Origin of the sequence: Methylopila henanensis (assembly GCF_042681025.1) — a bacterium.
Taxonomy (GTDB): Bacteria; Pseudomonadota; Alphaproteobacteria; order Rhizobiales; family Methylopilaceae; genus Methylopila; species Methylopila henanensis.
This window is the reverse complement of record NZ_JBHUER010000014.1, coordinates 27,420-54,112: the sequence shown is the minus strand read 5'-3', so window position 1 is coordinate 54,112 and position 26,693 is coordinate 27,420. Positions and strand designations below refer to the sequence as shown.

General features: G+C 70.5%; 27 protein-coding genes, 1 tRNA gene and 1 riboswitch. Of the genes, 15 read left to right on the top strand and 13 right to left on the bottom strand.

The features are described 5' to 3' along the window. The first annotated feature begins 120 nt into the window (after positions 1-120). From ACFSCV_RS18950 to ACFSCV_RS18910, 9 genes are all read left to right on the top strand, one after another. Complete coding sequence (locus ACFSCV_RS18950; protein ID WP_378801141.1) at positions 121-1,482, top strand: nitrous oxide reductase accessory protein NosL; 1,362 nt, start codon at positions 121-123, stop codon at positions 1,480-1,482. 4 nt (positions 1,483-1,486) lie between these two features. Continuing rightward, positions 1,487-2,377 (top strand): ABC transporter permease, encoded by an 891-nt coding sequence (locus ACFSCV_RS18945; protein ID WP_378801140.1) that lies wholly within the window; start codon positions 1,487-1,489, stop codon positions 2,375-2,377. Then, positions 2,374-3,282, top strand: coding sequence for an ABC transporter ATP-binding protein (locus ACFSCV_RS18940; RefSeq protein ID WP_378801139.1), 909 nt, complete (start codon positions 2,374-2,376; stop codon positions 3,280-3,282). The genes ACFSCV_RS18945 and ACFSCV_RS18940 overlap by 4 nt, the downstream gene beginning before the upstream one ends. A gap of 48 nt (positions 3,283-3,330) precedes the next feature. Next, on the top strand, positions 3,331-3,669 hold the full coding sequence (gene fdxA / locus ACFSCV_RS18935) for a ferredoxin FdxA (protein WP_271200121.1): 339 nt from the start codon (positions 3,331-3,333) through the stop codon (positions 3,667-3,669). 159 nt (positions 3,670-3,828) lie between these two features. Continuing rightward, positions 3,829-4,602, top strand: coding sequence for a ferredoxin--NADP reductase (locus ACFSCV_RS18930; protein WP_378801138.1), 774 nt, complete (start codon positions 3,829-3,831; stop codon positions 4,600-4,602). 58 nt (positions 4,603-4,660) lie between these two features. Beyond that, positions 4,661-4,863, top strand: a riboswitch (cobalamin riboswitch). A 116-nt stretch (positions 4,864-4,979) separates the two neighbouring features. Continuing rightward, entirely contained in the window at positions 4,980-7,193 is a 2,214-nt protein-coding gene (locus ACFSCV_RS18925; RefSeq protein ID WP_378801137.1) for a TonB-dependent receptor, read from the top strand. A gap of 4 nt (positions 7,194-7,197) precedes the next feature. Further along, positions 7,198-7,980, top strand: a complete 783-nt coding sequence (locus ACFSCV_RS18920; protein WP_378801136.1) for an ABC transporter ATP-binding protein — start codon at positions 7,198-7,200, stop codon at positions 7,978-7,980. Then, on the top strand, positions 7,977-8,924 hold the full coding sequence (locus ACFSCV_RS18915) for an ABC transporter substrate-binding protein (protein ID WP_378801135.1): 948 nt from the start codon (positions 7,977-7,979) through the stop codon (positions 8,922-8,924). Before ACFSCV_RS18920 ends, ACFSCV_RS18915 begins: the two co-directional genes overlap by 4 nt. Further along, positions 8,911-9,957, top strand: coding sequence for a FecCD family ABC transporter permease (locus ACFSCV_RS18910; protein ID WP_378801134.1), 1,047 nt, complete (start codon positions 8,911-8,913; stop codon positions 9,955-9,957). Before ACFSCV_RS18915 ends, ACFSCV_RS18910 begins: the two co-directional genes overlap by 14 nt. Before the next feature lie 28 nt (positions 9,958-9,985). On the opposite strand, the gene ACFSCV_RS18905 is transcribed toward ACFSCV_RS18910, so the two are convergent. The 4 genes from ACFSCV_RS18905 to ACFSCV_RS18890 form a co-directional block, all read right to left on the bottom strand. Continuing rightward, positions 9,986-10,492, bottom strand: a complete 507-nt coding sequence (locus ACFSCV_RS18905; protein ID WP_378801133.1) for a DUF2059 domain-containing protein — start codon at positions 10,490-10,492, stop codon at positions 9,986-9,988. Next, positions 10,489-11,220, bottom strand: a complete 732-nt coding sequence (rpiA, locus tag ACFSCV_RS18900) for a ribose-5-phosphate isomerase RpiA (protein ID WP_378801132.1) — start codon at positions 11,218-11,220, stop codon at positions 10,489-10,491. Before rpiA ends, ACFSCV_RS18905 begins: the two co-directional genes overlap by 4 nt. Before the next feature lie 52 nt (positions 11,221-11,272). Next, entirely contained in the window at positions 11,273-12,724 is a 1,452-nt protein-coding gene (locus ACFSCV_RS18895) for an NAD-dependent succinate-semialdehyde dehydrogenase (RefSeq protein WP_378801131.1), read from the bottom strand. A 73-nt stretch (positions 12,725-12,797) separates the two neighbouring features. Next, entirely contained in the window at positions 12,798-13,160 is a 363-nt protein-coding gene (locus ACFSCV_RS18890; RefSeq protein ID WP_378801130.1) for a hypothetical protein, read from the bottom strand. A gap of 177 nt (positions 13,161-13,337) precedes the next feature. Between ACFSCV_RS18890 and gph the strand changes: the two genes are divergently transcribed. Together gph and ACFSCV_RS18880 are read left to right on the top strand one after the other, a co-directional pair. Continuing rightward, positions 13,338-14,030 carry a phosphoglycolate phosphatase gene (gene gph / locus ACFSCV_RS18885; RefSeq protein ID WP_378801129.1) on the top strand — a complete coding sequence of 231 codons (693 nt, stop codon included), beginning with the start codon at positions 13,338-13,340 and terminating at the stop codon, positions 14,028-14,030. Positions 14,031-14,110: 80 nt separating this feature from the next. After that, positions 14,111-14,185, top strand: a tRNA-Val gene (locus ACFSCV_RS18880). Positions 14,186-14,258: 73 nt separating this feature from the next. On the opposite strand, the gene ACFSCV_RS18875 is transcribed toward ACFSCV_RS18880, so the two are convergent. The 6 genes from ACFSCV_RS18875 to ACFSCV_RS18850 all read right to left on the bottom strand — a co-directional run bounded on the left by ACFSCV_RS18875 (position 14,259) and on the right by ACFSCV_RS18850 (position 21,225). Further along, the gene (locus ACFSCV_RS18875) at positions 14,259-14,618 is read right to left on the bottom strand and encodes a hypothetical protein (RefSeq protein WP_378801128.1); all 360 of its coding nucleotides are present in this window, start codon (positions 14,616-14,618) and stop codon (positions 14,259-14,261) included. Positions 14,619-14,730: 112 nt separating this feature from the next. After that, a complete protein-coding gene (locus ACFSCV_RS18870) occupies positions 14,731-17,967 on the bottom strand; it encodes an efflux RND transporter permease subunit (RefSeq protein ID WP_378801127.1) in 3,237 nt (1,078 codons plus the stop codon). Between the two features lie 42 nt (positions 17,968-18,009). Next, positions 18,010-19,245, bottom strand: a complete 1,236-nt coding sequence (gene ihpB, locus ACFSCV_RS18865) for a divalent metal ion exporter adaptor subunit IhpB (RefSeq protein WP_378801126.1) — start codon at positions 19,243-19,245, stop codon at positions 18,010-18,012. Further along, positions 19,242-19,532: a hypothetical protein gene (locus tag ACFSCV_RS18860; protein WP_378801125.1), complete on the bottom strand. Its 291-nt coding sequence runs from the start codon at positions 19,530-19,532 to the stop codon at positions 19,242-19,244. Before ACFSCV_RS18860 ends, ihpB begins: the two co-directional genes overlap by 4 nt. Continuing rightward, the gene (locus ACFSCV_RS18855; RefSeq protein WP_378801124.1) at positions 19,529-20,800 is read right to left on the bottom strand and encodes a TolC family protein; all 1,272 of its coding nucleotides are present in this window, start codon (positions 20,798-20,800) and stop codon (positions 19,529-19,531) included. Before ACFSCV_RS18855 ends, ACFSCV_RS18860 begins: the two co-directional genes overlap by 4 nt. A 68-nt stretch (positions 20,801-20,868) precedes the next feature. Continuing rightward, a complete protein-coding gene (locus ACFSCV_RS18850; protein WP_378801123.1) occupies positions 20,869-21,225 on the bottom strand; it encodes a hypothetical protein in 357 nt (118 codons plus the stop codon). A gap of 212 nt (positions 21,226-21,437) precedes the next feature. On the opposite strand from ACFSCV_RS18850, the gene ACFSCV_RS18845 reads away from it, so the two are divergent. Both ACFSCV_RS18845 and yddG read left to right on the top strand, forming a co-directional pair. Further along, the gene (locus tag ACFSCV_RS18845) at positions 21,438-21,587 is read left to right on the top strand and encodes a lmo0937 family membrane protein (protein ID WP_378801122.1); all 150 of its coding nucleotides are present in this window, start codon (positions 21,438-21,440) and stop codon (positions 21,585-21,587) included. A gap of 102 nt (positions 21,588-21,689) precedes the next feature. Then, a complete protein-coding gene (yddG, locus tag ACFSCV_RS18840; protein ID WP_378801121.1) occupies positions 21,690-22,592 on the top strand; it encodes an aromatic amino acid exporter YddG in 903 nt (300 codons plus the stop codon). On the opposite strand, the gene ACFSCV_RS18835 is transcribed toward yddG, so the two are convergent. Both ACFSCV_RS18835 and gloB read right to left on the bottom strand, forming a co-directional pair. Further along, a complete protein-coding gene (locus ACFSCV_RS18835) occupies positions 22,578-23,027 on the bottom strand; it encodes a cupin domain-containing protein (RefSeq protein WP_378801120.1) in 450 nt (149 codons plus the stop codon). The two genes, yddG and ACFSCV_RS18835, sit on opposite strands and share 15 nt — an antisense overlap. Then, positions 23,024-23,791, bottom strand: coding sequence for a hydroxyacylglutathione hydrolase (gloB, locus tag ACFSCV_RS18830; protein ID WP_378801119.1), 768 nt, complete (start codon positions 23,789-23,791; stop codon positions 23,024-23,026). Before gloB ends, ACFSCV_RS18835 begins: the two co-directional genes overlap by 4 nt. A gap of 103 nt (positions 23,792-23,894) precedes the next feature. On the opposite strand from gloB, the gene ACFSCV_RS18825 reads away from it, so the two are divergent. Further along, the gene (locus ACFSCV_RS18825; protein ID WP_378801118.1) at positions 23,895-24,641 is read left to right on the top strand and encodes a methyltransferase domain-containing protein; all 747 of its coding nucleotides are present in this window, start codon (positions 23,895-23,897) and stop codon (positions 24,639-24,641) included. Between the two features lie 10 nt (positions 24,642-24,651). Here ACFSCV_RS18825 and metW read toward each other — a convergent pair whose 3' ends face one another. After that, on the bottom strand, positions 24,652-25,305 hold the full coding sequence (gene metW, locus ACFSCV_RS18820) for a methionine biosynthesis protein MetW (protein WP_378801117.1): 654 nt from the start codon (positions 25,303-25,305) through the stop codon (positions 24,652-24,654). 162 nt (positions 25,306-25,467) lie between these two features. Here metW and ACFSCV_RS18815 point away from each other — a divergent pair, with 162 nt between their 5' ends. Continuing rightward, entirely contained in the window at positions 25,468-26,628 is a 1,161-nt protein-coding gene (locus ACFSCV_RS18815) for a calcium:cation antiporter (protein WP_378801116.1), read from the top strand. The last annotated feature ends 65 nt before the right edge of the window (positions 26,629-26,693 follow it).

Sequence of the window (26,693 nt, the reverse complement as noted above, 5' to 3'; positions counted from 1 at the left end):
GATCCTAGGCGTCGGTCCTGATTGGACGCTTGGTTCTTCGAAGCGAGGTGGGCGATGTCGGCAGTCAAGCGTGCGCGGTGCGCAATCTCCCTCACGGCGCTCGCCGCCACGGCTGGCCTCATGGCGTCGGGCCCCGCCCGAGCCGAGACCATCACCGTCGGCATCGGGACGCAGGACACCACCACCAACACGGTCACGACCGGCGTCGTGATCCGCAAGCTCGGCCTGCTCGAGAAGCATCTGCCCAAGGGCGGCAAGTATGAAGGCGTCGAGATCAAGCTCGACTGGCAGAACTTCACCTCCGGCCCGCCCGTCACCAACGGCATGATGGCCAACAAGCTGCAGTTCGGCGGGATGGGAGACTATCCGCTGGTGGTGAACGGCTACACCTTCCAGAACAATCCGGAGTCGAAGTCGCAGCTCATCGCGGTCGCCGCCTACAACATCTATGGCTCGGGCAACGGCGTCGTGGTCCACAACGACTCGCCCTACTTCGCGCTGGAGGACCTCAAGGGGAAGGTCGTCAGCGTGCCCTTCGGCTCCGCCGCCCACGGCATGGTGCTGAAGGCGATGCAGGACGCCAAGCTGCCGAAGGACTTCTTCCAGCTCGTCAGCCAGAGCCCCGAAGTCGGCACGACCAACCTCAAGGAAAAGAAGATCGACGCCCACGCCGACTTCGTGCCCTTCGCCGAGTTGCTGCCGTTCCGAGGCTTCGCCCGCAAGGTGTTCGACGGCGTGCAGACCAACCTGCCGACCTGGCACGGCGTGGTCGTGCGCACCGACTTCGCCGAGAAGCACCCTGAGATCGTCAACGCCTATCTGCAGGCGGTGCTCGACGCCAACGCCTGGGTCAAGGAAGACCCGAAGCGGGCCGCCGAGAAAATCTCGGAATGGACCGGGACCGACAAGGAGGTGGTCTACATCTTCCTCGGACCCGGCGGGATCATGACGCTCGACCCGACCCTTAAGGCCCCGCTGATCGACGCCGCGAAGGAGGACGTGAAGGTCCTGCAAAGCCTCGACCGCATCAAGTCGGAGTTCGACGTCGACCCCTGGGTCAACGACGGCTACATCCGCGCCGCCTACAAGGCCCGCGGCCTCGACTACGACGCCGAGGTCAAGAGCACGGCGAACTACGAGGTCAAGGGCGAGGACGCCTTCTGCAAGACCGCGATCGCGGAGCCGCGCAAGGCCGGCGAGATCTGGGTGAAGGACGGCGACATCCTGCCGTTCTCCAGCGCCTCGTGCACGCTCGGCGCGCTGCAGGACTACAAGGCGAAGGGGACGGCGATCAACGTCGCCTACGTCTTCGACACGGCGCGCGGCATCAAGCTGTTCGCGGACAAGGCGTTCTATGTCGTGGGCGACAAGAAGGAGCTCGCGCCCTTCATGCTGAAGCAGGACGCCGACGCCTTCGCGGCGTCCTCGGGCGGCAAGGTCGTCACCTTCGACGACGCGCTCGCCGCAGCCGCGCGGGGCTGAGGCCATGGCCGGCGCGACGCTCCCCACCCCGCTGGAGCGGACTCCCGCGCCGGCTCCGGCCTCTCCGCGCTCCGGCGCGGCGCCCGGGCGGGGCGCGCCCGCCGCGCCGCGCCGGAGCCGGTTCTCCCGCCTGCCGCTGCGCTCGGCGGCGCTGAGCGTGCTCTCGCTCGCGCTGTTCGTGCTGGCCTGGCACCTGCTGACGACCTATCGCGTCAACATCTACGTCCGCTTCATGAACGTGCCCTCGCCCGCCGACGTGCTGGCGAGCGCGCGGACGGCTCTGGCAAGCTCCGCCTTCTTCGACCACGTCTACATGAGCTGCCGGCGCATCCTCTACGGCTTCCTCATCGCCGCGGCGGTCGCGATCCCGCTCGGGCTGCTGATGGGCCGGTTCCGGCTGCTGAAGGAGCTGGTCTTCCCCGTCGCCGAGGTGCTGCGGCCGATCCCGGCGATCGCCTGGGTGCCGATGGCGATCATGCTCTGGCCCTCGAACGAGGAGTCGATCGTGTTCATCACCTTCCTCGGCTCGTTCTTCCCCATCCTGCTCAACACGCTGCACGGCATGGCGACGGTCGATCCCGTGCTGGTGCGTGCCGCGCGCTGCCTCGGCGCCAAGGAGATCGCGCTGTTCCGCGAGGTCTATCTGCCGGCGACGCTGCCGCAGATCTTCACCGGCCTCACCGTCGGCATGGGCGTCGCGTGGGTGTCGCTGATCGCGGCCGAGATGATCTCGGGCCAGTTCGGCATCGGCTACTTCACGTGGGAGGCCTACAGCCTGGTGCAGTATTCGGACATCGCGCTCGGCATGATCTCGATCGGAGCGCTCGGCCTCGCCTCGAGCTGGGCGATCCGCATGGTCGGCCGCCTCGTCATGCCCTGGAGCGCCGCCCGATGACCGCGATCCCCCTGAAGCGCCCCATGACGATGGAAACGCCGCGCGAGGCCGCCCCGACCCGAGGCCGGATCGAGATCCGCGACTTCGGCCTGCGCTACGAGACCGCCGCCGGCGCGACCGACGCCGTCTCCGGCGTGTCGCTCACCGTCGAGCCCGGCGAGTTCGTGTCGATCATTGGCCCGTCCGGCTGCGGCAAGTCCACGATGCTGAACGCGCTCGCCGGCTTCCTGAAGCCGACCTCGGGCACGGTCGCCGTCGACGGCAAGCCGATCGACGGCCCCGGCGCCGACCGCGGCATGATCTTCCAGCAGTACTCGCTGTTCCCCTGGAAGACGGTGCGCGAGAACGTCGAGTTCGGCCTCAAGATGAAGGGGATCGACCGCGCCGAACGCGCGCGGCAGGCGCGCACCCTGCTCGGCCTCGCGGGCCTGTCGCAGTTCGAGAACCAGTATCCGGACGCGCTCTCCGGCGGCATGAAGCAGCGCGTCGGCATCGTGCGGGCGCTCGCCACCGGCCCGCGCATCCTGCTGCTCGACGAGCCCTTCGGCGCGCTCGACGCGCAGACGCGGCTGATCATGCAGCAGATCCTCACCAACATGTGGCAGCGGCTGAAAATCTCGGTGCTGTTCGTCACCCACGACATCGACGAGGCGATCTTCCTGTCGGACCGGGTCTACGTCATGACCGCCCGGCCCGGCGCCATCAAGGCGGAGGTCGCGGTGCCGCTGCCGCGCCCGCGCGAGCCCGCGCTGATCATGTCGTCGGAGTTCCTGGCGCTGCGCCGGGGGCTGATGTCGCTGATCCGCGAGGAAAGCCTCAAGGCCATGGGCGGCGAGATCAACGAGGACGCCATGAAGGGCCTCGCCGCCAATTTCGAGGGCCAGGACATCGCCAGCGCGCTCTGACGCGCCGTCGACGCCCGCTCCCCGCATCACCCGAAGGAAACGCCGACGATGACCTATGTCGTCACGGAGAACTGCATCCGCTGCAAGTACACCGACTGCGTGGAGGTCTGCCCGGTCGACTGCTTCTACATGGGCGAGACCATGCTGGTGATCTCGCCCGACGAATGCATCGACTGCGGCGTCTGCGAGCCGGAATGCCCGGCCGAGGCGATCAAGGCCGACACCGAGCCGAACCTCGAGGGCTGGGTCGCGTTCAACGCGAAATACGCCGCGCTGTGGCCGAACGTGACCGAGAAGAGCGATCCCCCCGCCGACGCCCCCGAATGGGATGGCCGCGCCGGCAAGCTTGAGTCGACCTTCGGCCACGCCGACCCCGCGGCGGCGTGACTGCGACGCCGATCCACGGCCGTCATGCCCGCCTTCGCGGGCATCCACGACTTTCTTCTCGTAGCCGCAGCGTGTCTTAAGTCGTGGATACCCGGCTGCGCCGGGCATGACGGCGGAACCAGCGGCCGACGCAGCGTCTGACCGAAGGACCTCCCGCCGATGAGCAAATATCTCGAAGAGCGCGTGACCCATGTCCGGCACTGGACGGACACGCTGTTCTCGTTCCGCACCACGCGCGATCCGTCGTTCCGGTTCCGGAATGGCGAGTTCACGATGATCGGCCTCGAGGTCGAGGGCCGGCCGCTGGTGCGCGCCTATTCCGTCGTCTCGGCGAACTACGACGAGGAGCTCGAGTTCTTCTCGATCAAGGTGCCGGACGGGCCGCTGACCTCGCGGCTGCAGCACCTGAAAGTGGGCGATCCGATCCTCGTCGGCCGCAAGCCAACCGGCACCCTCGTGCTCGACAACCTGCTGCCGGGCCGGAACCTCTATCTGCTCGGCACCGGCACCGGCCTCGCCCCCTTCCTGTCGATCATCAAGGATCCGGAGGCCTATGAGCGCTTCGAGAAGGTCGTGCTCGTCCACGGCTGCCGGCAGGTGAACGAACTCGCTTACGGCGAGACCATCACCGAAACCCTGCCCAAGGACGAGCTGCTCGGCGAGATGATCTCCGCCGGCCTGATCTACTACCCGACCGTCACCCGCGAGCCGTTCCGCAACCGCGGCCGCATCACCGACCTGATGGCGTCGGGCAAGCTGTTCGAGGACATCGGCCTGCCGGCGATGAACAGGGACGACGACCGCTTCATGCTGTGCGGTTCGCCCGACATGATCCGCGACACCCGCCAGCTCTTGGTCGACGGCGGCTACGAGGAAGGCAACCACGGCGAGGCCGGCCATTTCGTGATCGAGAAGGCCTTCGCCGAGAAGTGACGGCCCGGGCGCCGTCGCAGGCGCCCGAAAGGCCGCATTGCGCCGCGCCGAAATGCGTCGTAACCGTGGCGGCGACGGTTCCCCTCGGGGATCAAAAGGGAACGCGGTGAGGACGTCTCGACGTTCGAATCCGCGGCTGCCCCCGCAACTGTAAGCGGCGAGTCCATCGTCATCTCAGCCACTGGGTTTTCCGGACCCGGGAAGGCGACGACAGGACGACGACCCGTGAGCCAGGAGACCTGCCGTCAGCCGTGGTCACACGCGAGCACATCGGGCGGGGTGTCCTGATGGGTGCGGAACGGCTCCGTGCGTCTTTGCACGGCTCCGGGAAGCTTCGTTCGCGGTGACGAGCCACTGCCGTCGCCCGGAGCTTCGCATTGTCGACCTTTCCTTCCCTGACGTCCGGGGCCGCGTTCCGACGCGCCTCGCCCTCCCGCACGCTCAGCTCGGCGCTTGGGGGCGCCTCGCTTCTCGTCCTGAGCGCCGCCCTCCCCGCCTTCGCGGAGGCTTCCGAAGGCGTCGTTGCGCTCGATGAGATCAACGTCTCCGGCGAAGCCCGACGCCTCGCGCCCGGGCCGAACCTCACCGTGTCGACCGGCGCCGGCAGCCGCCTCGATCTCACCCCCTTGGAGACGCCCGCGAGCGTCGACGTGGTCTCCGGCGACGTGGTCCGCGACCGCGGCCAGTCCTCCATCGCCGAAGCCGTGACGCAGAACGCCGCCGGCTTCAGCTTCATCGGCACGCCCGGCAACGGCTTCGGAGCCTACTCGTCGCGTGGCTTCACCGGCGTGAACTCGGTCACGACGCTCTATGACGGCGTGCGGCTCTACCCCGGCAACGGGACCGTCACCTTCCCGTTCGACACCTGGACGGTGGACCGGATCGAGGTGCTGCGCGGCCCGGCCTCGGTGCTCTACGGCGAGGGCGCCATCGGCGGCGCCATCAACATCATCCCGAAGAAGCCGCTCACCGACGAGCGCCGCAACGAGGCCCGCGCGGTGGTGGGCACGGACGGGCAGGTCGGCCTCGCCGCCGGCAGCGCGGGACCGATCAATGAGAAATTCGCCTACAGCTTCGACGTGGCCGCCAGCCGCGGCGACGGCTGGATGGACCGGGGCGACTACAAGAACCTCGCCTTCTCCGGCGCGCTGAACTGGCGGCCGACCGACGAGCTCTCCGTCACGCTCAGTCATGACGGCGGCCACAACCAGCCGAGCCGCTATTTCGGCACGCCGCTGAAGGGCGCCGGCAATGTGGAGAAGGACTGGATCGGCGAGAACTACAACGTCCGCGACGGCGTCATCCGCTTCAACGACAACATCACCCAGCTCAAGGCGGAGTGGACGCCGAACGAGACGGTGACGCTGCGGGCGACCGCCTACAGCGTGGTCAGCAACCGGTTCTGGCGCAACGCGGAAAGTTACAGGTGGTCGGCGTCAGCCTCCCCGCTGTTTCCGGATGGTCAGATCAACCGTTCCGACTATATCGCCATCAAGCAAGAGCAGGAGCAGATTGGCGCGCGGGCCGACGCCACCGTTCGCAGCGAGTTGTTCGGCATGGCGAACGAGGCGACGATCGGCTTCGACGTCAACCGGTTCAGGTTCAGTCGCCTGAACAATGGAGGCTATGGCGATCCGGCCGTGAATCCGCCGCTGCCGCCGAAGGGCTTCGATCCGGGCGAGTACGGTTCCACGAGCTCCTATGGCCGCGAATATCGCGCCACCACGACCCAGTACTCGCTCTCGTTCGACGACCGGCTGAAGCTCACCGACCAGCTCTCGCTGGTGGCGGGCCTGCGTTACGACCACCCGGAGATCGACTATCGCAATCTCCGCACGGGCCTTAAGGCCAACCCGACGCTGGACTCGATCTCCTGGCGCGTCGGCGCGGTCTACGAGCCTGTGAAGAACCTTGCTTTCTACGCCCAGTATTCGGAAGCCGCCGACCCGGTGAACTCGCTGCTGTCGCTGACGCCGGCGCAGTCCGATTTCAAGCTCTCCAAGGGTCGGCAGGTCGAAGCCGGCGTAAAGCAGAGCCTGTGGGACGACCGCTTCGAGTGGACGCTGTCGGCCTTCTACATCGAGAAGAAAGACCTGCTCGCGCCGAGACCGGGCGCGCTCGCGGGCACGCCCGCCGAGCAGATCGGCAAGCAGTCCTCGCGCGGCGTGGAAGCCTCCGTCGGCGTGGAGCTTGGCCACGGTTGGCGGGTCGACGCCAACGGCACGATCCTCGACGCGCGCTACGACGAATTCTTTGGAGCGGGCGGCTTGAGCTATAAGGGCAACACGCCGAACGCCGTGCCGGAAAAGCTCGCCAACGTCTGGGCCACCTGGCGCTTCGCGGAGAACTGGAAGGCGCAAGCCGGCCTGCAATACGTCGGCAGGACCTACACCTCGGCCAGCAACGACTACAAACGGCCGGCTTACGCGCTGGTGAACGCCGGGCTGCAGTGGAAGCCGACGGGCTACGCCACGCTCGACGCCCGGGTGAAGAACCTCACCGACAAGACCTACGCCTACGCCGGCGGCGACTATCAATGGTACTTCGGCGCGCCGCGCACCGCCGAACTCGCGCTGCATCTGAAGTTCTGACGCCATGGCCGCGCCTGTCCGGCTGAAGGTGGAGAATCTGGCGTGGGGGCCTCCGGGCCGCCCGCCGGTGGTCTCGGGCGTAAGCTTCGCGCTCGCGCCCGGCGGCCGCCTTGCGGTGGTCGGGGCGAACGGCGCGGGCAAGTCCTCGCTGCTGCGCTGCCTCTACCGGGTCAACCGGCCGCGGTCCGGAACGGTGTGGCTCGACGGCGACGATCTCTGGTCGCTCGCCCCCCGCATGGCGGCGCGGCGGGTGGCCGCCGTGCTGCAGGAAACGCCGCCGGACTTTCCCTTCACCGTGCGGGAGATGGTGGAGGCCGGCCGCACGCCCCATGCGGCCAGCCTCTTCGCCAGCGACGCCTCGGCCGCGGTGGTGGCGGAGGCCATGGCGCGCATGGAGATCGCCCATCTCGCCAGCCGCCGTTTCGCGACGCTTTCCGGCGGCGAGAAACAGCGGACGCTGATCGCCCGCGCGCTGGCGCAGGAGCCCGGGCTGCTGGTGCTGGACGAGCCCACCAACCATCTCGACATCCGCCACCGGCTGGAGGCGATCCGGCTTCTGAAGGGGCTCGACCTCACGATCGTCGCCACGCTGCACGATCTCGACTTCGCGGCCGACATGGCGGACGCGGCGCTGGTGCTGGACAAGGGCCGCCCCGCCGCCTTCGGCCCGGTGCGCGAGACGCTCGAACCAGACCTGATCCGCCGCAGCTTCGGCGTGGAGGCCGAGGTCACGCCCTGGCGCGGCGGGCTGCGCTTCGCCTACAGCCTGCCGGAGGGCGAGGCGTGATCCGGCGCCGGACGACCGCCGCCGTCCTGCTCGCGCTCTGGGCCGCGCCCGCGGCGGCGCATCCGGTCACGGTGCGGAGCTGCGACCGGCTGGCGACCTACGACCGGCCGCCCCAACGCGCCGTCTCCTACGATTCCAACCTCACCGAGATGATGCTGGCGCTCGACTTCACCGACCGCATGATCGGATATATCGGCTCGCGCGAGCGGGTGCGGGCCTCGGCGGAGCTGTTCCCCAAGGCGACCCGCTTACGCCAGATCCAGCGCCAGTATCCCACCCGCGAGGCGCTGCTGGAGGCCGGAGCCGACTTCTACTTCGCCGGCTGGAGCTACGGCATGCGCGCCGGGGGCGAAGTGACGCCGACGACGCTTGGCCGGCTTGGGATCCCCGTCTACGAGCTCACCGAAAGCTGCGTCCGCATCGGGCGGCGCGAGAAGCCGACACTCGATTTCCTCTACCGCGACCTGCTCAACCTCGGCCGCATCTTCGGCGTGGAGGATCGGGCGGAGGCGCTAATCGCGGGCTATCGCGCCCGCGTCGCGGCGGTCGCCGCACGGGTGGCGGACGCCCCGTCCCGGCCGCGGGTGTTTCTGTATGACGGCGCCGGCCGGGCGGCGGGCACCGCGGGCGGCCACGCCATGCCGACCGCGCTGATCGAGGCCGCCGGCGGCGTCAACATCGCCGACGACGTCGCCGGCAACTGGACGCGCATAAGCTGGGAGAGCGTGATCGAGCGCGACCCGGACGCCATCGTCGTGCTGGACCACGGCGGCGGCAGCGCCGCGCAGAAGATGGCCTACATCCGCGCGCGCCCCGGCCTGCGCGATCTGCGCCCTCTGAAGGAGAACCGGGTGCTGATCCTCGGCTACGACGAGCTGACGCCCGGCCCCCGCAACGTGACGGCGGTGGAGAAGATCGCGGAGTTCCTGCATGGCGCGCGCTGACCGCCGGACCGCCGGGATCGGCGTGGCCCTCCGTTTCGCGGCGATCGCGGCCTGCGGGCTGCTGTTGATCACGGCCGCCATGGCGGCGTCGCTCATGCTCGGCGCGGCGCGCATCCCGCGAGCCGAGATCGTCGCCATCGTGCTGGAGCGCTTCGGGCTTAGCGGCCCGAGCGCCTCGACGCCGGGGCGCGCGGCGATCGTCTGGGAGCTGCGCGCGCCGCGCGCCGTTCTGGCGGCGATCGTCGGCGCGGGGCTCGGCATGGTGGGCGCGGCGATGCAGTCCGCCACCCGCAATCCGCTCGCCGATCCGCACCTTCTGGGCGTCGCCGCCGGCGCGGCCTTCGGCGCCAATCTCGCCATCCTACATGTGGGCGACGCCTTCGGCCCGGCCACCACGCCGCTGTTCGCCTTTCTCGGCGCGCTGGGCGCGACGCTGACCGTGCTCGCGGTGTCGCGCGCGACCGGCGCCGGGACGGCGGACCGGCTGATCCTCACCGGCGTCGCGGTGGCCTTCGTGGTGACCGCCTGCGCCAACATGCTGATCCTGTTCGCGGATCAGCGCTCCGCGGCGAACGTCGTGTTCTGGACGCTGGGCGGCTTCGGCGCGAGCGACTGGTCCACCGCGCCGGTTCCGGCGCTGGCGCTCGTTCTGGGCGGGGCGTGGTTCCTGCTGAAGGCGCGCGACCTGAACGCCCTCGCCATGGGCGACGAGACCGCCGCCACGCTCGGCGTCGAGGTGGAGCGGGCGCGCCTCGCCCATATGGTGGTCGGGGCCTTCGTCACCGGAGTGATGGTGTCGGTGTCCGGCATGATCGGCTTCGTCGGGCTGATGACGCCCCACGCGGCGCGGCTTCTGCTCGGCGGCGACAACCGGCTCGTGCTGCCGGCGAGCGCGCTCATCGGCGCGCTCGCGCTGGTGCTGGCCGACATGGCCGCCCGCACGGTGATCGCGCCGGACGACATGCCGGTCGGCGTCGTCACCGGGATCGTGGGAGGCCTCGTGTTCGTGGCGCTGCTCAGGCGCCGGCCCTAAGCGCGATCGCCGCGCGACGGCGCCAGGCTCAGATGTCGTGACCCTTCTTGCGCATCTCCTCGCGCATGCGCGTCACCACGTCCTGGCTCATCTGGCGGCTCCAGGCGTTGGTCTTCTCGTAGGACGCCTGCAGCACGCTCGGCAGGATGGTCACGAGCTTCTTGCCCGAGGCCGTCTCGTAGAAGGCCTTGATGTCGGCGAGCTCCGCGTCGGTGAAACGCTCGGCGTAGACGGCGGCGACGTCGTTGACCAGCTGCTCGCGGCGCTTCTCGAACTCCGGCTCGAGCACCTTGATCACCTCGTCGAAGTCCTTCGACAGCTCGGGCCGGGTGCGCACGAAGGTGCGCTTCGCCTCGTCGAGGAAGATCGGGATGATGCCGTCGAAGCTGCTGGCGGCGCCGGACACCTCGATGACGTCGTGGGCGAGCTTGAGCTTCGCGGCCTGGTCGGCCTGCGCGAAGGCGGCGCCGGTCGACGCGGCGAAGGCGAAAGCGGCCGCGACGCCGACGCGGCGCAGGGTGGCGTGGAACGTCATGCGGTTCTCCTGCGGGCTTCGGTACCGGCCGGCTTCGCCTCGATGGCGGTGACCCCGTCGGCGCCCGCGATCAGCGCGAGGTCGGCGAGGCCGATGAAAAGTCCGTGCTCGACGACGCCCGGGATCGCCGACAGCGCGGCGGCCAGTTCCTCCGGACGGTCGATGCGGCCGAAATGGCCGTCGAGGATCGAGTGCCCACTGTCGGTCACGATCGGGCAGGCGTCCTCGGCGCGGCGAAGCTCCACCTTGCCGGACAGGCCGAGCTCGGCCGCGGCGCGCTCCACGGCGCGGCGGGTCGCCTCCTTGCCGAACGGCACGACCTCGATCGGCAGCGGGAAGGCGCCGAGCGTCTGAACGACCTTCTTGGCGTCGGCGATCACGATCATCCGCTTGGAGGCGAAGGCCACGATCTTCTCGCGCAGCAGGGCCGCGCCGCCGCCCTTGATCAGGCGCAGCTCGGGATCGACCTCGTCGGCGCCGTCCACGGTGAGGTCGAGCTCCGGCTCCTCCTTCAGCGTGGTCAGCGGCACGCCGAAGCGCTCGGCGAGCTCACGGGTGGCCTCGGAGGTCGGCACGCCGACCACATCGAGGCCCTCCGCGACGCGCGCGCCGAGCAGCTCGACGAACAGGGCGGCGGTGGACCCGGTGCCGAGCCCGAGCTTCATGCCGGGCTGGACGTGCGCGAGCGCGGCCTCCGCCGCGGCGCGTTTGAAATCTTCGGTGGTCACGACGTCGAAATCCTTCTGGCCGGCGGGGCGGCCGCAAGCAGGCGTTGGCCTTTCAGCCGGCGAGGCCGGCCACGAGCAGATACTTGATGTCCACGAACTCGTCGACGCCGCGCTGCGAGCCCTCGCGGCCCTGCCCGCTTTCCTTGACTCCGCCGAACGGCGCCAGCTCCGTCGATATCAGACCGGAGTTGATGCCGACCATGCCGTATTCAAGGGCTTCGCCGACCCGGAATATCCGCCCCACGTCGCGCGCATAGAAGTAGGCGGCGAGGCCGTATTCGGTGGCGTTGGCGTAGTCGATGACCTCGGCCTCGGTCTCGAAGCGGAACAGCGGCGCGACCGGGCCGAAGGCCTCCTCGCGGGCGATCGCCATGTCCTGGCGGACGCCGCCGAGGACGGTCGGCTCGAAGAACGTGCCGCCGAGCGCGTGGCGGCCGCCGCCGGTCAGGACCTTCGCGCCCTTCGCGGTCGCGTCGGCGAGCAGCCGCTCGACCTTGTCGACCGCCTTCGGCGTGATCAGCGGCCCCTGGGTGACGCCGTCCTCGACGCCGCGCCCGACCTTCAGCTTCGCGACCGCCGCCACCAGCTTCTCGGCGAAGGCGTCGTAGACGCCCGCCTGCACGTAGATGCGGTTCGCGCAGACGCAGGTCTGGCCCATGTTGCGGTACTTCGAGACCATCGCGCCTTCGACCGCCGCGTCGAGATCGGCGTCGTCGAACACGATGAAGGGCGCGTTGCCGCCGAGCTCCAGCGCGACCCGCTTCACGGTCGAAGCGGACTGCCGCATCAGCAGCTTGCCGACTTCGGTCGATCCAGTGAAGGACACGACGCGCACCGCCGGATGGCTCGTGAACACCTCGCCGATCGGCTTGGCGTCGCCGGTGACGACGCTGAGCGCCCCGGCCGGAATCCCGGCCTGCTCCGCGAGTTTAGCGAGCGCGAGGGCCGTGAGCGGCGTCTCCATCGCGGGCTTCACCACCACGGTGCAGCCTGCGGCGAGCGCCGGCGCGCATTTGCGGGTGATCATGGCCGCAGGGAAGTTCCACGGCGTGATCGCCGCGACCACGCCCGCCGGCTGACGCAGCACCAGAATGCGGGCGTCGGCGCGGTGGCTCGGCAGCGTGTCGCCGTTGATGCGCTTCGCCTCCTCGGCGAAGAACTCGACGAAGGAGGCGGCGTAGTCGATCTCGCCCTTCGCCTCGGCGAGCGGCTTGCCCTGCTCGCGCGTCATGATCAGCGCGAGATCGTCGCGGTTGGCGACGATCAGCTCGTACCAGCGGCGCAGGATCGCCGAACGCTCCTTGGCGAGCTTCGCCGCCCAGGGCTTGAACGCGCGGGAGGCGGCCTCGACCGCCGCGGTCGCGGCCTCCGCGCCGAGATTGGGAACCCTGCCGACGACCTCGCCGGTGGCGGGGTCTGTGACCTCGACCTCGGGCTCGCCGGTCCATGCGCCGCCCACATAGGCGCGTTCGATCAGCAGAGTTGGGTCGGAAAGACCGTCCATGTCGCGCACGAACTCCTGTGTTTCGAGGCGGGGCGGTTTAGCACGCGCGCGCCGGGCCCGGCCAGACCCCCGCCTAGCGCGCCATCGGCGTGCAGACCACCTGTTCGCCCAGCACGTAGCACACGCTCATGCGGCCCGTGCGACGGTCGACGCGGAACACCCCGGCTTCCTTAGCGTGGTTGGTGGCCGCGAGATCGTAGACGCCCGGCTCCTGCGGCCCGGCGCCCTCGCCCGCGGGGAAGCACAGCGTGACGCCAACCGCGCCCTCCTTCACCGCATACTGGCAGGAGCCGACCTCGCCGGTCTCCCTGTCGACGCGGTACATCCGGTTGAGGTCGGTCTGCGGCGCAGCCAGGAAGGCGAACTCCTGCGCGCTTGCCGCCCCTGCCGAAAGACAGGCCAGCGACGCGAGCAGCGCGGTGCGGACGATGGACATGGGACGGCCTCCTTCATCGGGCGGGACCCGGCCGACAAGGCGGCGAATCCCGCCCGGCAGGTTAGCAGCCGCCGCCCCCGCCGGCATGGTCGTCAGGACGCCAGCCTTGCGGCGGCGGCGGCGGCGGCGGTAATCAGCGCCCTATCGCCCTTACCGGCCCGTCAGGAATCCCGCGCCATGCCCCTCGCCTCCTCGCCCGCGCCGCTGACCGTGGTGTTCGACCTCGACGGCACGCTGGTGGAATCCGCGCCCGACCTCGTCGAGGCGCTCGCCGCGGCCATGGCGGCCGAGGGCCTTCCGCGGCTGCCGGCCGAGGAGGTGCGCGGCATGATGGGAGCCGGCGCGCGGGCGCTGGTCGAGCGCGGCCTGCGCGCCGAGGGCGTCGATCTGCCCGAGGAGCGTGTGCTCGAGCTCTACCGCGTGTTTCTCGACCATTACGACGCCCACATCGCCGACCGCAGCCACCTGTTCCCCGGCGCCGAGGCGGCGCTCGACCGGCTCGCCGCCTCAGGCGCGAAGCTCGCGATCTGCACCAACAAGCTCGAGCGCTTCGCGGTGAAGCTGCTCGACGAACTGGGCGCCGCAGACCGCTTCGGCGCGATCGTCGGCGGCGACACCTTCGGCGTCGCGAAGCCCGACCCGAAGCCGCTCACCGGCGCGATCGAACGCGTCGGGGGCGACCCCGCCCGCGCGGTGATGATCGGCGACAGCGCGACCGACGTCGAAACCGCGAAGGCGGCCGGAATCCCGAGCGTGGTCATGAGCTTCGGCTACACCACGACGCCCCCGCGCGAGCTCGGCGGCGACGTCGTGATCGACCATTTCGACGAGCTCGACGACGCCCTGCGCCGCCTCGGCCTCGCCGCCTGAACGCCGTTTCGACCGCCCGCCTGCGATCTGACCATTGAAATCCGGTTCGATCCGGCGTAAACGACCGTCCTCGCATCGGCGCCCGAATAGCTCAGCGGGAGAGCACACCCTTCACACGGGTGGGGTCACAGGTTCGATCCCTGTTTCGGGCACCATTCTTTTCAATGGTTTAGCCACCGTTTGAGTATCTTCCCTCAGGTTCGAACGAACCTGGGTCGGCGGCATGCGTCACTTGTAGCAATAGACGATCATCTGGAAGGCGGCGGAGTAATACTCGCCGGACGGCACGTATAGGATCACGACATCCGCCTTTGAACCTGTCGCCAAAGACGTGAAGGTCATACCGGTGTTGTTCTGGCTCGTCGGGATGATCGTGCAGCCCTCGATGTTCCGGCCGAACTCCACGAGGTAGCGACCGGTCCCGATCGACTGCGCCGAAACGGCGCCGGCGCCGTCGATCAAGGCGCCGGCCGCGGTGACCCGGGCGCTCATGAGCGCCATGCCGCGATCGACCGGCGCCTGCTGCGCATGCCCCGGTGCCGCGGCGGACATCGCGCCCGCCACGACGAGCGTTCTCAGAAGCAGCATCGTTTCCCCCCGGCATGCCAATCCCGAGGAGCAGCATCACGGGACGGCCGGCGGGCTCCAAGCCAAAAAAAAGTCCAATCCGACTTCTCTGCGCCTCATCCCCCCGCAAGCGTCATGGATCATTCGCTCCAAGGCCTCTTGGCGCGACCGCCTGCTCCGCGTCCGGCTGCGGGGCCGGATCGGGCTTCCGCCGTCTGCGGGCGAACAGCACGTAGAGCGCCGGCAGCACCAGCAGCGTCAGGATCGTGGACGACACGATCCCGCCGATCACCACGGTCGCGAGCGGCCGCTGCACTTCGGCGCCGGGGCCGGTCGCGATCGCCATGGGCACGAAGCCGAGCGAGGCCACCATCGCGGTCATGAGGACCGGCCTCAGCCGCGTGAGCGCCCCTTCCGTCACGGCCTCGATCAGCTCCTTCCCCTGCGCCCTCAGCTTCTGGATGAAGGCGATGATCACGAGGCCGTTCAGCACCGCGACCCCCGACAGGGCGATGAAACCGACGCCCGCCGAGATCGACAGCGGGATGTCGCGGAGGAGCAGCGCCGCGACGCCCCCGGTCAGCGCCAGCGGCACGCCGGAGAACACCAGCGCGGCGTCCTTGAACGAACCGAGGCTCATGAACAGCAGCACGAAGATCAGCCCGAGCGCGATCGGCGTCACGATGGCGAGCCGCTCGGTGGCGGAGACGAGCTGCTCGAACTGCCCGCCCCAGCCGATCCAGTAGCCGGCGGGAAGCTTCACCCCGTCGCCGATGGCCCGCTGCGCCTCGCCCACGAACGAGCCGAGGTCCCGGTCGCGCACATTGGCCGACACCACGATGCGGCGCTTGCCGTTCTCGCGGCTGATCTGGTTCGGCCCCGGCGCCACCTCCAGCGCGGCGAGCGTCGCGAGCGGAACGTAGCGGACCCGGGAGGCGGGAGCGCCGAAGACCGCGGGCGTCGCCTGCGGCTCGCCGCCGTCCGGCGCCGGGAGGGGCACCGGCAGGGCCTTCAGCGCCTCGATGTCGGTGCGCAGCCGCTCGGGCAGCCGCATCACGATGTCGAAGCGACGGTCGCCCTCGAAGATCTGCCCGGCCTCCTTGCCTCCGACCGCGATCTCCACGATCTCCTGCACGTCGGCGATGCTGACGCCGTGGCGGGCCAGCGCCGCCCGGTCGAGCTTGACGGTCAGAATCGGCAGGCCGGCGACCTGCTCGGTCTTCACGTCCGCCGCGCCGGGGACCTTCTGGAGGACGGCCTGGACCTCGCCCGCCACCTTCAGCAGCGTGTCGAGGTCGTCGCCGAAGATCTTCACGCCCACGTCCGAGCGCACGCCCGAGATCAGCTCGTTGAAGCGGAGCTGGATCGGCTGCGACAGCTCGTAGTTCGAGCCCGGGATCTCCTCCGCGGCCTTCTCCACGTCCTCCATAAGCTCGGCCTTGGTCTTCTTCGGATCAGGCCATTCCGACCGGGGTTTCAGCATCACGTAGCCGTCGGAGATCGACGGCGGCATGGCGTCGGTCGCCACCTCGGCGACGCCGGTGCGGGCGAACACCTCCTTCACCTCCGGCAACTGCAGCAGACGTTTCTCGAGCGCCGTCTGCATTTCGAGTGACTGGGTGAGGCTTGTGCCCGGCACGCGCAGCGCCTGCACGGCCGCGTCGCCCTCGTCGAGGCTCGGGATGAACTCGCCGCCCATGCGCGAGGCGGCGATCCCGGTCACGATCACCAGCGCGGCCGCCGCCGGCGCCACGACCCAGCGCAGCCGGATCATCAGCCCGAGCAGCGGCTTGTAGGTCACGCGGGCGCCCCGCATGAACCAGTTCTCCTTCTCCTGGACGCGGCCCGTGACGAAGATAGCGATCGCGGCCGGCACGAAGGTCATGGAGAAGATCGAGGCGCCGAGCAGCGCCATCAGCACCGTCACCGCCATCGGCGTGAACATCTTGCCTTCCACGCCCGTGAGCGTGAGCACCGGCAGATAGACCACCGCGATGATCATGGTGCCGAACAGGCTCGGCCGGACGACCTCGCTTGCGCCGGCCAAGATGGTCTCGAACCGCTCCGGCATGGTCAGCAGCCGGCCCCGGCGCGCCTGCTCGTGCGCCAGCAGGCGCAGGCAGTTCTCCACGATGATGACGGCGCCGTCGATAATGACGCCGAAGTCGATCGCGCCGAGGCTCATCAGGTTCGCCGATACCCTGTTCTCCACCATGCCGGTGATGGTGAAGAGCATGGCGAGCGGGATGACGCAGGCTGTCACGATCGCCGCCCGGATGTTGCCGAGCAGCAGGAACAGCACCGCGATCACGAACAGCGCACCCTCGACGAGATTCTTCTCGACGGTGGCGATGGTGGCCTCCACCAGCGTCGAGCGGTCGTAGACCGGCCGCGCCTCGACCCCTTCCGGCAGCGACTTCCGCACCTCGCCGAGCTTGTTCGCGACGCGCTCCGCGACCGTGCGGCTGTTCTCCCCGATCAGCAGCATGGTGGTGCCGAGCACCACCTCATGGCCGTTGAGCGTGGCGGCGCCGTTGCGCAGCTCCAGGCCGTCCTTCACCTCGGCCACGTCCGACACCCGGACCGGCGTGCCCGCATGGGCGTTGATGACGATGGCGCCCACGTCCTCCGCCGAGAGCGCCTGCCCCGGCGTGCGCACCAGATATTGCTCGCCGTTCCGCTCGATGTAGCCGGCGCCCACATTGGCGTTGTTGGCGCTGAGCGCCGTCATCACGTCCCGGAAGGTCAGGCCGTAGGCCATCAGCCGCGCCGGGTTTGGCAGAACGTGAAGCTGCCGTTCGTAGCCGCCGATGGTGTTGACCTCGACGACGCCCGGCACGGTGCGGAGCTGGGGCGTGATGATCCAGTCCTGGATCGTCCTGAGATCGGCGGGGCTGTAGGCCGAGCCGTCCGGCTTCGTCGCGCCGGGCCGGGCGTCGACCACATAGTTGTAGATCTCGCCGAGGCCGGTGGAGATCGGCCCCATGGCGGTTTCGGTCGCCGGCGGAAACTGGTCCTTCACCTGGCTCAGGCGTTCGTTAACGAGCTGGCGCGCGAAGTAGATGTCGGTGCCGTCCTTGAACACCACCGTGACCTGCGCGAGGCCGTAGCGGGACAGGGAGCGGGTGTAGTCCAGGCCCGGCAGCCCGCCCATGCTGGTCTCCAGCGGGAAGGTGATGCGCTGCTCCACCTCCAGCGGCGAGAAGCCCGGCGCGGTGGTGTTGATCTGCACCTGAACGTTGGTGATGTCCGGGACCGCGTCGATCGGCAGGCGCATGAAGCTCCACGCGCCGAGCGCCGCCACGCCGAGGCAGGCGAACATCACCAGCCAGCGCCGGGCGATCGAGAAGGCGAGAATGCGCTCGATCATGGCCGGGCGCTCCGGCCAGCGTCGCGGACCTGCCCGAAAGCCTCAATGCTCATGGCTCGCGCTCCCCTTGGCGAGTTCGGCCTTCACCACGAAGCTGTTGCGCGCAGCGTAGGCCTCGCCGGCGCGGAGGCCGGACATGACCTCCACCACGCGGCCGTCGCGGCGGCCGAGCGTCACGTCGCGGGCGGCGAAGCGGTCGCCCTCGCGGACGAACACCACCTCGCGGCCTTCGAGCGTCTGGACCGCGTCGACGGACACGGCCAGCGGCACGCTTCGTTCGGCGGTGGCGAGCGCTCCGGTGGCGAACAGGCCCGGCCGGAAGCGGCCGTCGTTCGGGATCACGACCCGGGCCACGGCGCTCTGGGTGTCGGCGGTGCCGATCGGCGAGAGATAGGAGATTTTCGCCTCGATCGGCGCTCCGCCGTCCTCGGGATCGACCCGCACCGCCGCGCCGACCGAGACCTTGGCGAGATCCCGGCGGTAGACGGAGAAATCGACCCAGAGCGTCGAGAGGTCCGTCACGACGAAGGCGGGCTTCTGCTCGGAGACATATTCGCCGAACGAGGCCTGGCGCTCGGTGACGACGCCGGACATGGGCGCCCGGAGTTCGTAGGTGGTCAGGCTCTGGTTGCTTTCGACCACCGCCAGCAGGTCGCCCTTCTTCACCTCGTCGCCGAGGCGCTTGGCGAGGGTGCGGATGACGCCGGGAAAGCGCGGCGTCACCTGCGCCACCGCCTCCTGATTGGCCTGCACGATGCCGTTGAGCTGCAGCTCCTCCCGCAGCGTCGAGGCCCCGACCGTCTCCAGCACGACGCCCGCGGCCTTCACCTTGGCGTCGCCGAGTTCGACGACGCCTTCGGGAAGCTCCGCGCCATGGCCATGACCGTCGTCGTCCTTCCCGGCGCCGTGGCCATGTCCGTCGTCGCCTGAACCGACCGCCGCCGCCTGCGCCGGCGCGTCCGCGTCGGCCCCGGGCTTCGGCGCGTCATGGCCGTGGCCGTCCTCCTTCCCGGAACCATGATCGTGGCCGTCGTCCCCGGCGTGGGCGTCGTCCGCGCCATGGCTGTGACCGTCGTCCTTGTCGTGATCGTCCGCGGCCGCCGCCTTGGCCGGGGCTTCGGCATGGGCGTGGCCCTCGCCGCCCATCAGGCCGGAGTAAAGCGCGAGCGCCCGGGCGGCGATGGCCGAGGGGCCCTGCTGGACGGCGTAGAGCCCGCCGGCGCCGACGGCGCCCCCGACCACGAGGACGGCGGCGTCGCGAAGAAGCGAACGGCTCATGAGCGGTCGCTCCGGCTCGAGGGCGTCAGGCCGGGCGTCGGCCGCGCCGACGGCGCCGGGCCGGCGCAGCGCGGCTTCAGCGCATAGCCTTTGAAGTTGTGGGTCTTCTGGCCGTGGCGGTGGCCGCGGTGCTCCGGGCCGATCGCATGATCGTGGCCGTCGCGGGCGCCGTGCCGGACCGCGCCGGCGCGGTCGTCGCAACGCGGGGCGGCCTCCGCGGCGACCGGCGTCGCAAGCGCGATCAGGCCAAAGGCGGCGGACGCGAGAACGGTGGAACGGGAGGTCATTGGGCTCTCCGGGACAGGACGAGGGCGGATCCCGTCAGCCCTTCGAGGCTGGCGAGCGTCGCGTGGAAGGAGACGAGCGCGTCGATCTCCTTGAGGGTGGCCTCGGACAGCGCGGCGCGCGCCTCGAGCAGCTCGAGCAGCGAGTAGCGCCCTTCGGCATAGCCGGAGCGGACGGCCTCATAGGCCTCGCGCGCGACCGGCAGGACGCTGGCGCGGGTGAGCCGGGCCTCGTCATAGGCGCCGCGGAGCGCGTCATAGGCGCGCCCGACCATCACCGTCAGGGCGCGCTCGGCGGCGGCCCGTTCGGCGTCCGTCTTGGCGAGCGTTTCGGTCGCCTCGATCACGCCGCCGCGATTCCGGTCGAACGCCGGCAGCGGCACGCTGAGCGAGGCCATGACGGCGTTCGACCTGTCCTCGCGGTAGTGCCGCCATCCGACGCCGGCCGTGACGTCCGGGATGGCCTGCGCCTGGGCCTGCGCCAGCAGCGCGCGCCGCTGCGCCTTCACCGCGGTGAAGCGCGTGAGCTGCGGGTTCTGGCGCGCCCGCGCCATCAGGACGTCGAAGGACGGCGGCGCGCCGATGCGCGCGAGATCGCCGCCGACCGTGGCGAAGGACGGCGCCCTCTCCCCGATCAGGACCGAAAGCTCGCGCCGGGCCGCCTGGAACGCCGCCCGGCCCTTGGCGAGTTCGACGCGCGTCGTCTCGGTCGCGAGCCGGCCCCGCGCGATCTCGGCGCTCGACGAGGCGCCGGCCTCGACGCGCCGCTGCAGCAGCGGCGTGAGGCGATCGAGATCCTCGACCTGATTCTCGAGCTCGACCACGCGCCGCTGGGCGCCGAGCGTCCGCGCGAAGGCCTCGGCGGTCTCCGCCAGCACCTGCAGCCGCGTCGCGCCCCGGTCCCAGCGCGCGGCGTCGATCTCCGCCGCGGCCGCCGCCATGCGGGCGCCGCGCTTGCCCCCGAGTTCGAACAGCTGGCTGATCTGCAGCGTCGTCTCGGCGGCGTCGAGATTGCGCTTCTCCTTCGAGCCGAAGGCGTTGTCGAGCTCGAAGGACAGCTCGGGATTGGGGAAGGCGCCCGACTGGACGCCGCGCCCCGAGGCGGCGCCTATCTCCCGATCCGCGGCGGCGAGGCCGGGATGCGAGGCGACGGCGCGGGACAGCGCCTGCGAAAGCGTAAGGGTCCGCGTGGAGGACGCGGCGTGCGTCGCCGGCGCGGGCAGCAGCGCGAGCGCCGCCCCCAGCGCGAGCGCGCGGGTTCTGAAAAGCATGATCCAACCTGAAAACACGCGAGCGGGAACGCGCGCGTCACGCGCGCGTCGGCACGGAAGCGTTCAGGTCAGGCGCGTGGAGGCGGCAGGTCGATGAGCGGCTCGCGGCCCGAAGCCGAGGGAGCCGAGGCCCAGGCGAGCCGCTCCTGGAAGACGACCAGGGTCGCCGCGCCGAGCGGCAGCGGCCGCGCGACCGCCGCGCAGCCGTGGCAGCCATGGTCGATGGAGCCGAGCGCCTTGCCGTCGGCGCCCTCCGTCCCCTGCCCGGCGTCCGTGGAGACGGCGAGCGCGATCTCGGAGTCGAGGCCGGCATGCTCCGGCTGGCCGCGCTCGACGGCGCCGCCGAGGCCGATGAGGACAAGGCACAAGGCCATCGCGAGCCGCGCGCAGAAGCGCGTGACCTTCGACGAACTCGTCTTCGACACACCGACCATCCCCCAAGGCATCCGGGAGACGGGCCGCGGTGTCAAGATTCGAGACGTCACACCGGCGCGCGAAACGGCGCCCGCCGGCCGCGCGAAGCCGGCGCGCAGGTCGGCGGCCGGGGCTTGGCGGCGTGGCGCGGCGGGCTATATCCGCCTCCGCCGCGGCCCGCCGGATCGGCCCGGCCTGCCGCCTTGTGGGGAGTCGAAACGCCATGCCGTGGGCTTTGATCGCGATCCTGGTGATCGTCTGGGCGCTGAGCTTCATCGTGTTCAAGGTCAGCGGCGCGCTGATCCACCTGCTCCTGCTCGCCGCGGCGGCCATCCTGATCTATCGGCTCGTGACCGGACGCCGCGCGGTCTGATGCGACTGAAGGCTTAACCGGCCCGCGAAGCCGCGCTACACCGCCCTCGCCGACACCGACGAGAGGCTTCGTCCCCATGCGCGCCGCAGCGCCGTTCCGTCCATGAACCGCGCAACCCTGACCGGCGGCGGGGCGATCCTGCTCTGGGCGACGCTCGCGCTGTTCACCGCGGCGACCGGCGCGACGCCGCCATTCCTGCTGACCGCCCTCACCTTCGCGATCGGCGGCCTGCTCGGGCTCGCTGTCGCGGCGCTCCGGCCCGGCGGCCTCGCGGCCCTCCGGCAACCGTGGTCCGTGTGGCTGCACGGCGTCGGCGGCCTGTTCGGCTTCCACTTCTTCTACTTCACCGCCCTCAAGCTCAGCCCTCCGGCGGAGGCGAGCCTGGTCGCCTATCTCTGGCCGCTGCTGATCGTGCTGTTCTCGGCGCTGCTGCCCGGCGGCGGGCTGACCGTGCGCCACGTGGTCGGCGCAGCGCTCGGGCTCGCCGGAGCGGCGACGCTGATCGCCGCGCGCTCGGGCGGCCTCGGCTTCGAGGCGGCCCATCTGCCGGGATACGCCTCCGCCGTCGCCTGCGCGGTCATCTGGGCGGCGTATTCGGTGAGCTCGCGGCTGTTCCACGCCGTGCCGACCGAAGCGGTGGCGGGCTTCTGCCTCGGCACGGCGGCGCTCGCCGCGCTCTGCCACCTCGCGCTCGAACCGGCGGTCTGGCCCGCGGGCGCCGCCGAATGGGGCGGCGTGGTCGCGCTAGGTCTCGGACCGGTCGGCGCGGCGTTCTACCTCTGGGACGTCGGCATGAAGCGTGGCGACGTGCGGCTGCTCGGCGTCGCGGCCTACGCCGCGCCGGCGCTGTCGACGCTGCTGCTGGTCGCGACCGGCTACGCCGAGGCGACGCCTGCGCTCGGCCTCGCCTGCGCGCTCATCGTCGGCGGCGCGCTGGTCGCGACCTTCGGCGGACGGCGGCGCGCCGGCGATACGCCGTCTGTGGAGGACTCAAGGCCGGGCTGAGGGCGCCCAGTCCGGCGGCGCGAGCTCGAAGCCCACGAAATCGAAGCCCGGCGCGACGGTGCAGCCGACCAGCGTCCAGTCCCCGAGCGATCGCGCGGCCTGCCACCAGCCCGTCGGCACGACGACCTGCGGCGCGTCGCCTGCCGCGAAATCCGGCCCGAGCCGATGGGTGTCCACCGTCCGGCCGTCCGCCGACAGCGACAGCTCCAGCGGCGCTCCGGCGTAGTGGTGCCAGACCTCGACCGCGTCGACGCGGTGCCAGTGCGACGCCTCGCCGGCCGCGAGCAGGAAATAGATCGCGGTCGAACGCGACCGGCCCGCGGCGTCCGTCGCCGGATCGCGGAATGTCTCGCGGAAATGGCCGCCCTCGGGGTGGGGCTGCAGGCCAAGCTCGCGGATGATCTCCGCGGCGGATGATCCGGGCCCGCCGCTCATCCGCGGTTCTTCCGCTCACGGAGCTCCGCGAAGGTCGCGGCCGGGTCGTCGCCCTCGAGCCCGACCGCCGCCGCCACCTTGCTCTCGGCGGCGCGGAGAAAGACGTTGGTCGCCTTCTCGGCGCCGATCGTGGAGGGGACGGTCGCCCGCCCCGCCGCGCGATCGGCCTCGACCCGCTTGAGCCGTTCGCCGATCGCCGGATCGTCCGGCAGGACACCAGCGCAGAAGCGCGCGTTCGAGAGCGTGTACTCGTGGCCGCACCAGACCCGCGTCTCGTTCGGAAGCGCCGCGAGCTTGGAAAGCGAGCGCCACATCGCCTGCGGCATGTCCTCGAACAGCCGGCCGCAGCCCATCACGAACAGCGTGTCGCCGGCGAACAGCCAGCGTTCGGTCGGCTCGTGATAGACGATGTGGCCCTTGGTGTGTCCGGGGGTCGCGATCACCTCGAACGACCATGGCCCGACCTCGGCCACGTCGCCCTCACTGAGCGTGACGTCGAGCCCCGGGATCGCGGCGGCCTCCGCCGCGGGGCCGAACACCGTCGGCGCGAAGCGCCGCTTCAGCCCGGGCAGCCCGTTAATATGGTCCGGGTGCTTGTGGGTGATCAGCACGTGGGTCAGCGTCCAGCCGCGCGCGTCGAGCGCGGCCAGGATCGGCTCGGCCTCCGGGGCGTCGACCAGCGCGACCGTTCCGCTCTCCTCGTCGGCGAGCAGCACGGCGTAATTGTCGGACAGGCAGGGAATGAGGACGATGTCGGCGGGCATGCGGTCTCCAGCGTTCGCCGCCTAGACTGGGGTCTGCGCCCGGCAGGTCAAGGCGGCGGTCTCGTGAGTCGCCAGCGGGCGACCAGACCGCTACATAAGCAGCATGCCGCTCGACGTCGTCGACCTTCGCGATTTCTACGCCCGGCCGCTCGGCGAGATCGCCCGGCGCATCCTGCGGGCCAAACTGCGCGCGCGCTGGCCGTCCGTGAACGGCCTGCGCGTGCTCGGCGTCGGCTACGCCAGCCCCTATCTCGGCGTGTTCCGGAGCGAGGCGGAGCGGCTGCTGTCGTTCTCGCCGGCGCATCAGGGCGTGATCGCCTGGCCGGAGGCCGGCCCGAACGGCTCGGCGCTGGTGGAGGCCGACATGTGGCCGCTGCCGGACGCGACCGTCGACCGCGTCGTGGCGGTGCACGCGCTCGAGACCAGCGACGCCGCGGGCGAGGTGCTGCGCGAGGCCTGGCGCTGCCTCGCGCCCGGCGGCCGGCTCATCGTGGTCGCGCCGAACCGGCGCGGCGCCTGGGCGCAGACCGACACGACGCCGTTCGGCCACGGCCGCCCCTTCAGCCGCAGCCAGCTCACCGACCTGCTGCGCGAGGCCCTGTTCACGCCCGAAGGCTGGGAGGAGGCGCTGTTCATGTGGCCGGTCGAGCGCGGGCTGATGCTGCGCTCCGCCTTCGCCTTCGAACGGATCGGGGCGCGGCTGTGGTCGCCGTTCGCAGGCGTCCACATCGTGGAAGCGACGAAGCAGGTGATGCGCCCGCTGCCGGCGCGCTCGACCCGGCGGGTCGTGCGGTCGCCGGCGCTGAATCCCGCGCCGGCCGGCGTGCCCGCGCCGGCGCCGGGCGGCTGACCGCGAGACGTCAGCCGCGGCTGAGCAGGAACACGCCCTGCGCGCCGAACAGGTTCCACACCCACCACGGCGCGTTGACGCGGACGGGACGGCCGGTGGCGTCGAGCGCCACCGCGCGCTCGATGCGCGCGCCCAGAAGCTCCACCAGATCGACGAAGTCGCGGATGGTGCAGAGGTGGATGTTCGGCGTGTCGAACCAGGTCTCCGGCAGATTGGCGTTCTGCGGCATCCGCCCGCGGAGGAAGAACTGCGAGCGCGTGCGCCAGTGGCCGAAGTTCGGGAACGAGACGATCGCCCGCCGGCCGATGCGCAGCAGATCCTCCACCACCGCCTTTGGCCGCCGCGTCGCCTGCAGCGTCTGCGACAGCACGACGTAGTCGAAGGCGTCGTCGGGGTAGTAGCCGAGGTCCGCGTCGGCGTCGCCCTGGATCACCGACAGGCCGTGGGACACGCAGGCGTTGACCCCGGACTGCGACAGCTCGATGCCGCGGCCGTCGACGCCGCGTCGTTCGATCAGCAGCCTCAGCAGCGCCCCGTCGCCGCAGCCGACGTCGAGCACGCGCGAGCCCGGCGCGACCATTTCCGCCACCAGCAGATGATCCGGCCGCGGAGCGACCGAGAGCGTCTCCGGGGCGACGATGGGATCGGTCGTTGCGAGGGTCATCACGCTCATGTTCACGGCGACGCGACGGGAAAGACTGGACGCCGCCGGCCTGTGTTCTAAACCCCGTGTGGATAATCGATCCTGCGCAAACCGCATAGACCGCCGACGCAGCCCCCGCGCCGGCGGCTCTCACATGTCGGACGACCCAAGGAGCCTCGCTGAATGACGACCGCCGAAGACGCCGTGCCGACCGCCCCGCATGGAACCGGTCTTCCGACGTCCGATCCGGCGACGCCGGTCAGCGCCTGGGGCCTGCCGCTGTTGGGCCTCGCCTTCGTCGCGGTGCTGAAGCTCACGGGACTGGACGGCGGCTATGACGGCTCGGCGCTCAGCCTCGGCGTATCCATCGCGCTGGTGCCGGTCCTGTTCGGCGCGGTGTTCGCCGCGGTCTACCACGCCGAGCTCATCGCCCACCGCACCGGCGAGCCGTTCGGCACCCTCGTGCTCGCGATGGCGGTGACGGTGATGGAGGTGGCGCTGCTCGCCTCGGCGATGCTCGGCGAGGACGCCAACCCAGCGCTGGCGCGCGACACGATCCTCGCGGTGGTGATGATCGTCGGCAACGGTCTCGTCGGCGTCTGCATCCTGCTCGGAGGCCTTCGCCACCGGGAGCAGAGCTTCCGGGTCACCGGCGCCAACGCCTATCTCGCGGTGCTCATCCCGCTCTGCGCGCTCTCGCTGGTGCTGCCGAACCACACCGAGGCCGCGCCGGGCGGCGCCTATTCCCCGGCGCAGCTGGGCTTCGCAGGCGCCGCGACTCTCGCGATCTACCTCGCCTTCCTCTACACGCAGACGGTCCGCAACCGCGAGTATTTCGCCGTCGTGATCGAGGGCGACGAGGCCGCCGACAAGGCGCACAAGCCGAGCAACCGCGCGACGCTGATCTCGTTCGGCTTCCTCATCGCGGCGCTCGCGGTGGTGATCCTTCTGGCCAAGACCTTCACCGCGACCGTCGACGTCGGCCTTCAGGCCGCGGGCGCGCCGGCGGCGGTCGCCGGCGTCATCGTCGCGTTCCTGATCCTGCTGCCGGAGTTCAGCGCGGCGGTCCGCGCCGCCCGCGCCAACAAGCTGCAGAAGAGCGTCAACCTCGCGCTCGGATCGGCCTGCGCCACCATCGGCCTGACCATCCCGGCGATCGCCACGCTCTCGATCGTCTTCGGCGCGCCGCTGGAGCTCGGGCTCGATTCGAAGGACACCGTGCTCCTGCTCGTCACCTTCGGCGTCGCGCTGCTCACCTTCGGCACCGGCCGCACGAACATCCTCTACGGCATGATCCACCTGGTGCTGTTCGCGACGTTCTGCTTCCTCGTGGTCAAGCCCTGAGGGCGGTCACCACAGGGTCTTCGCGGCCTTCGCGGGCCATTCTTGGTCATAGGCCTCGCCGTCAA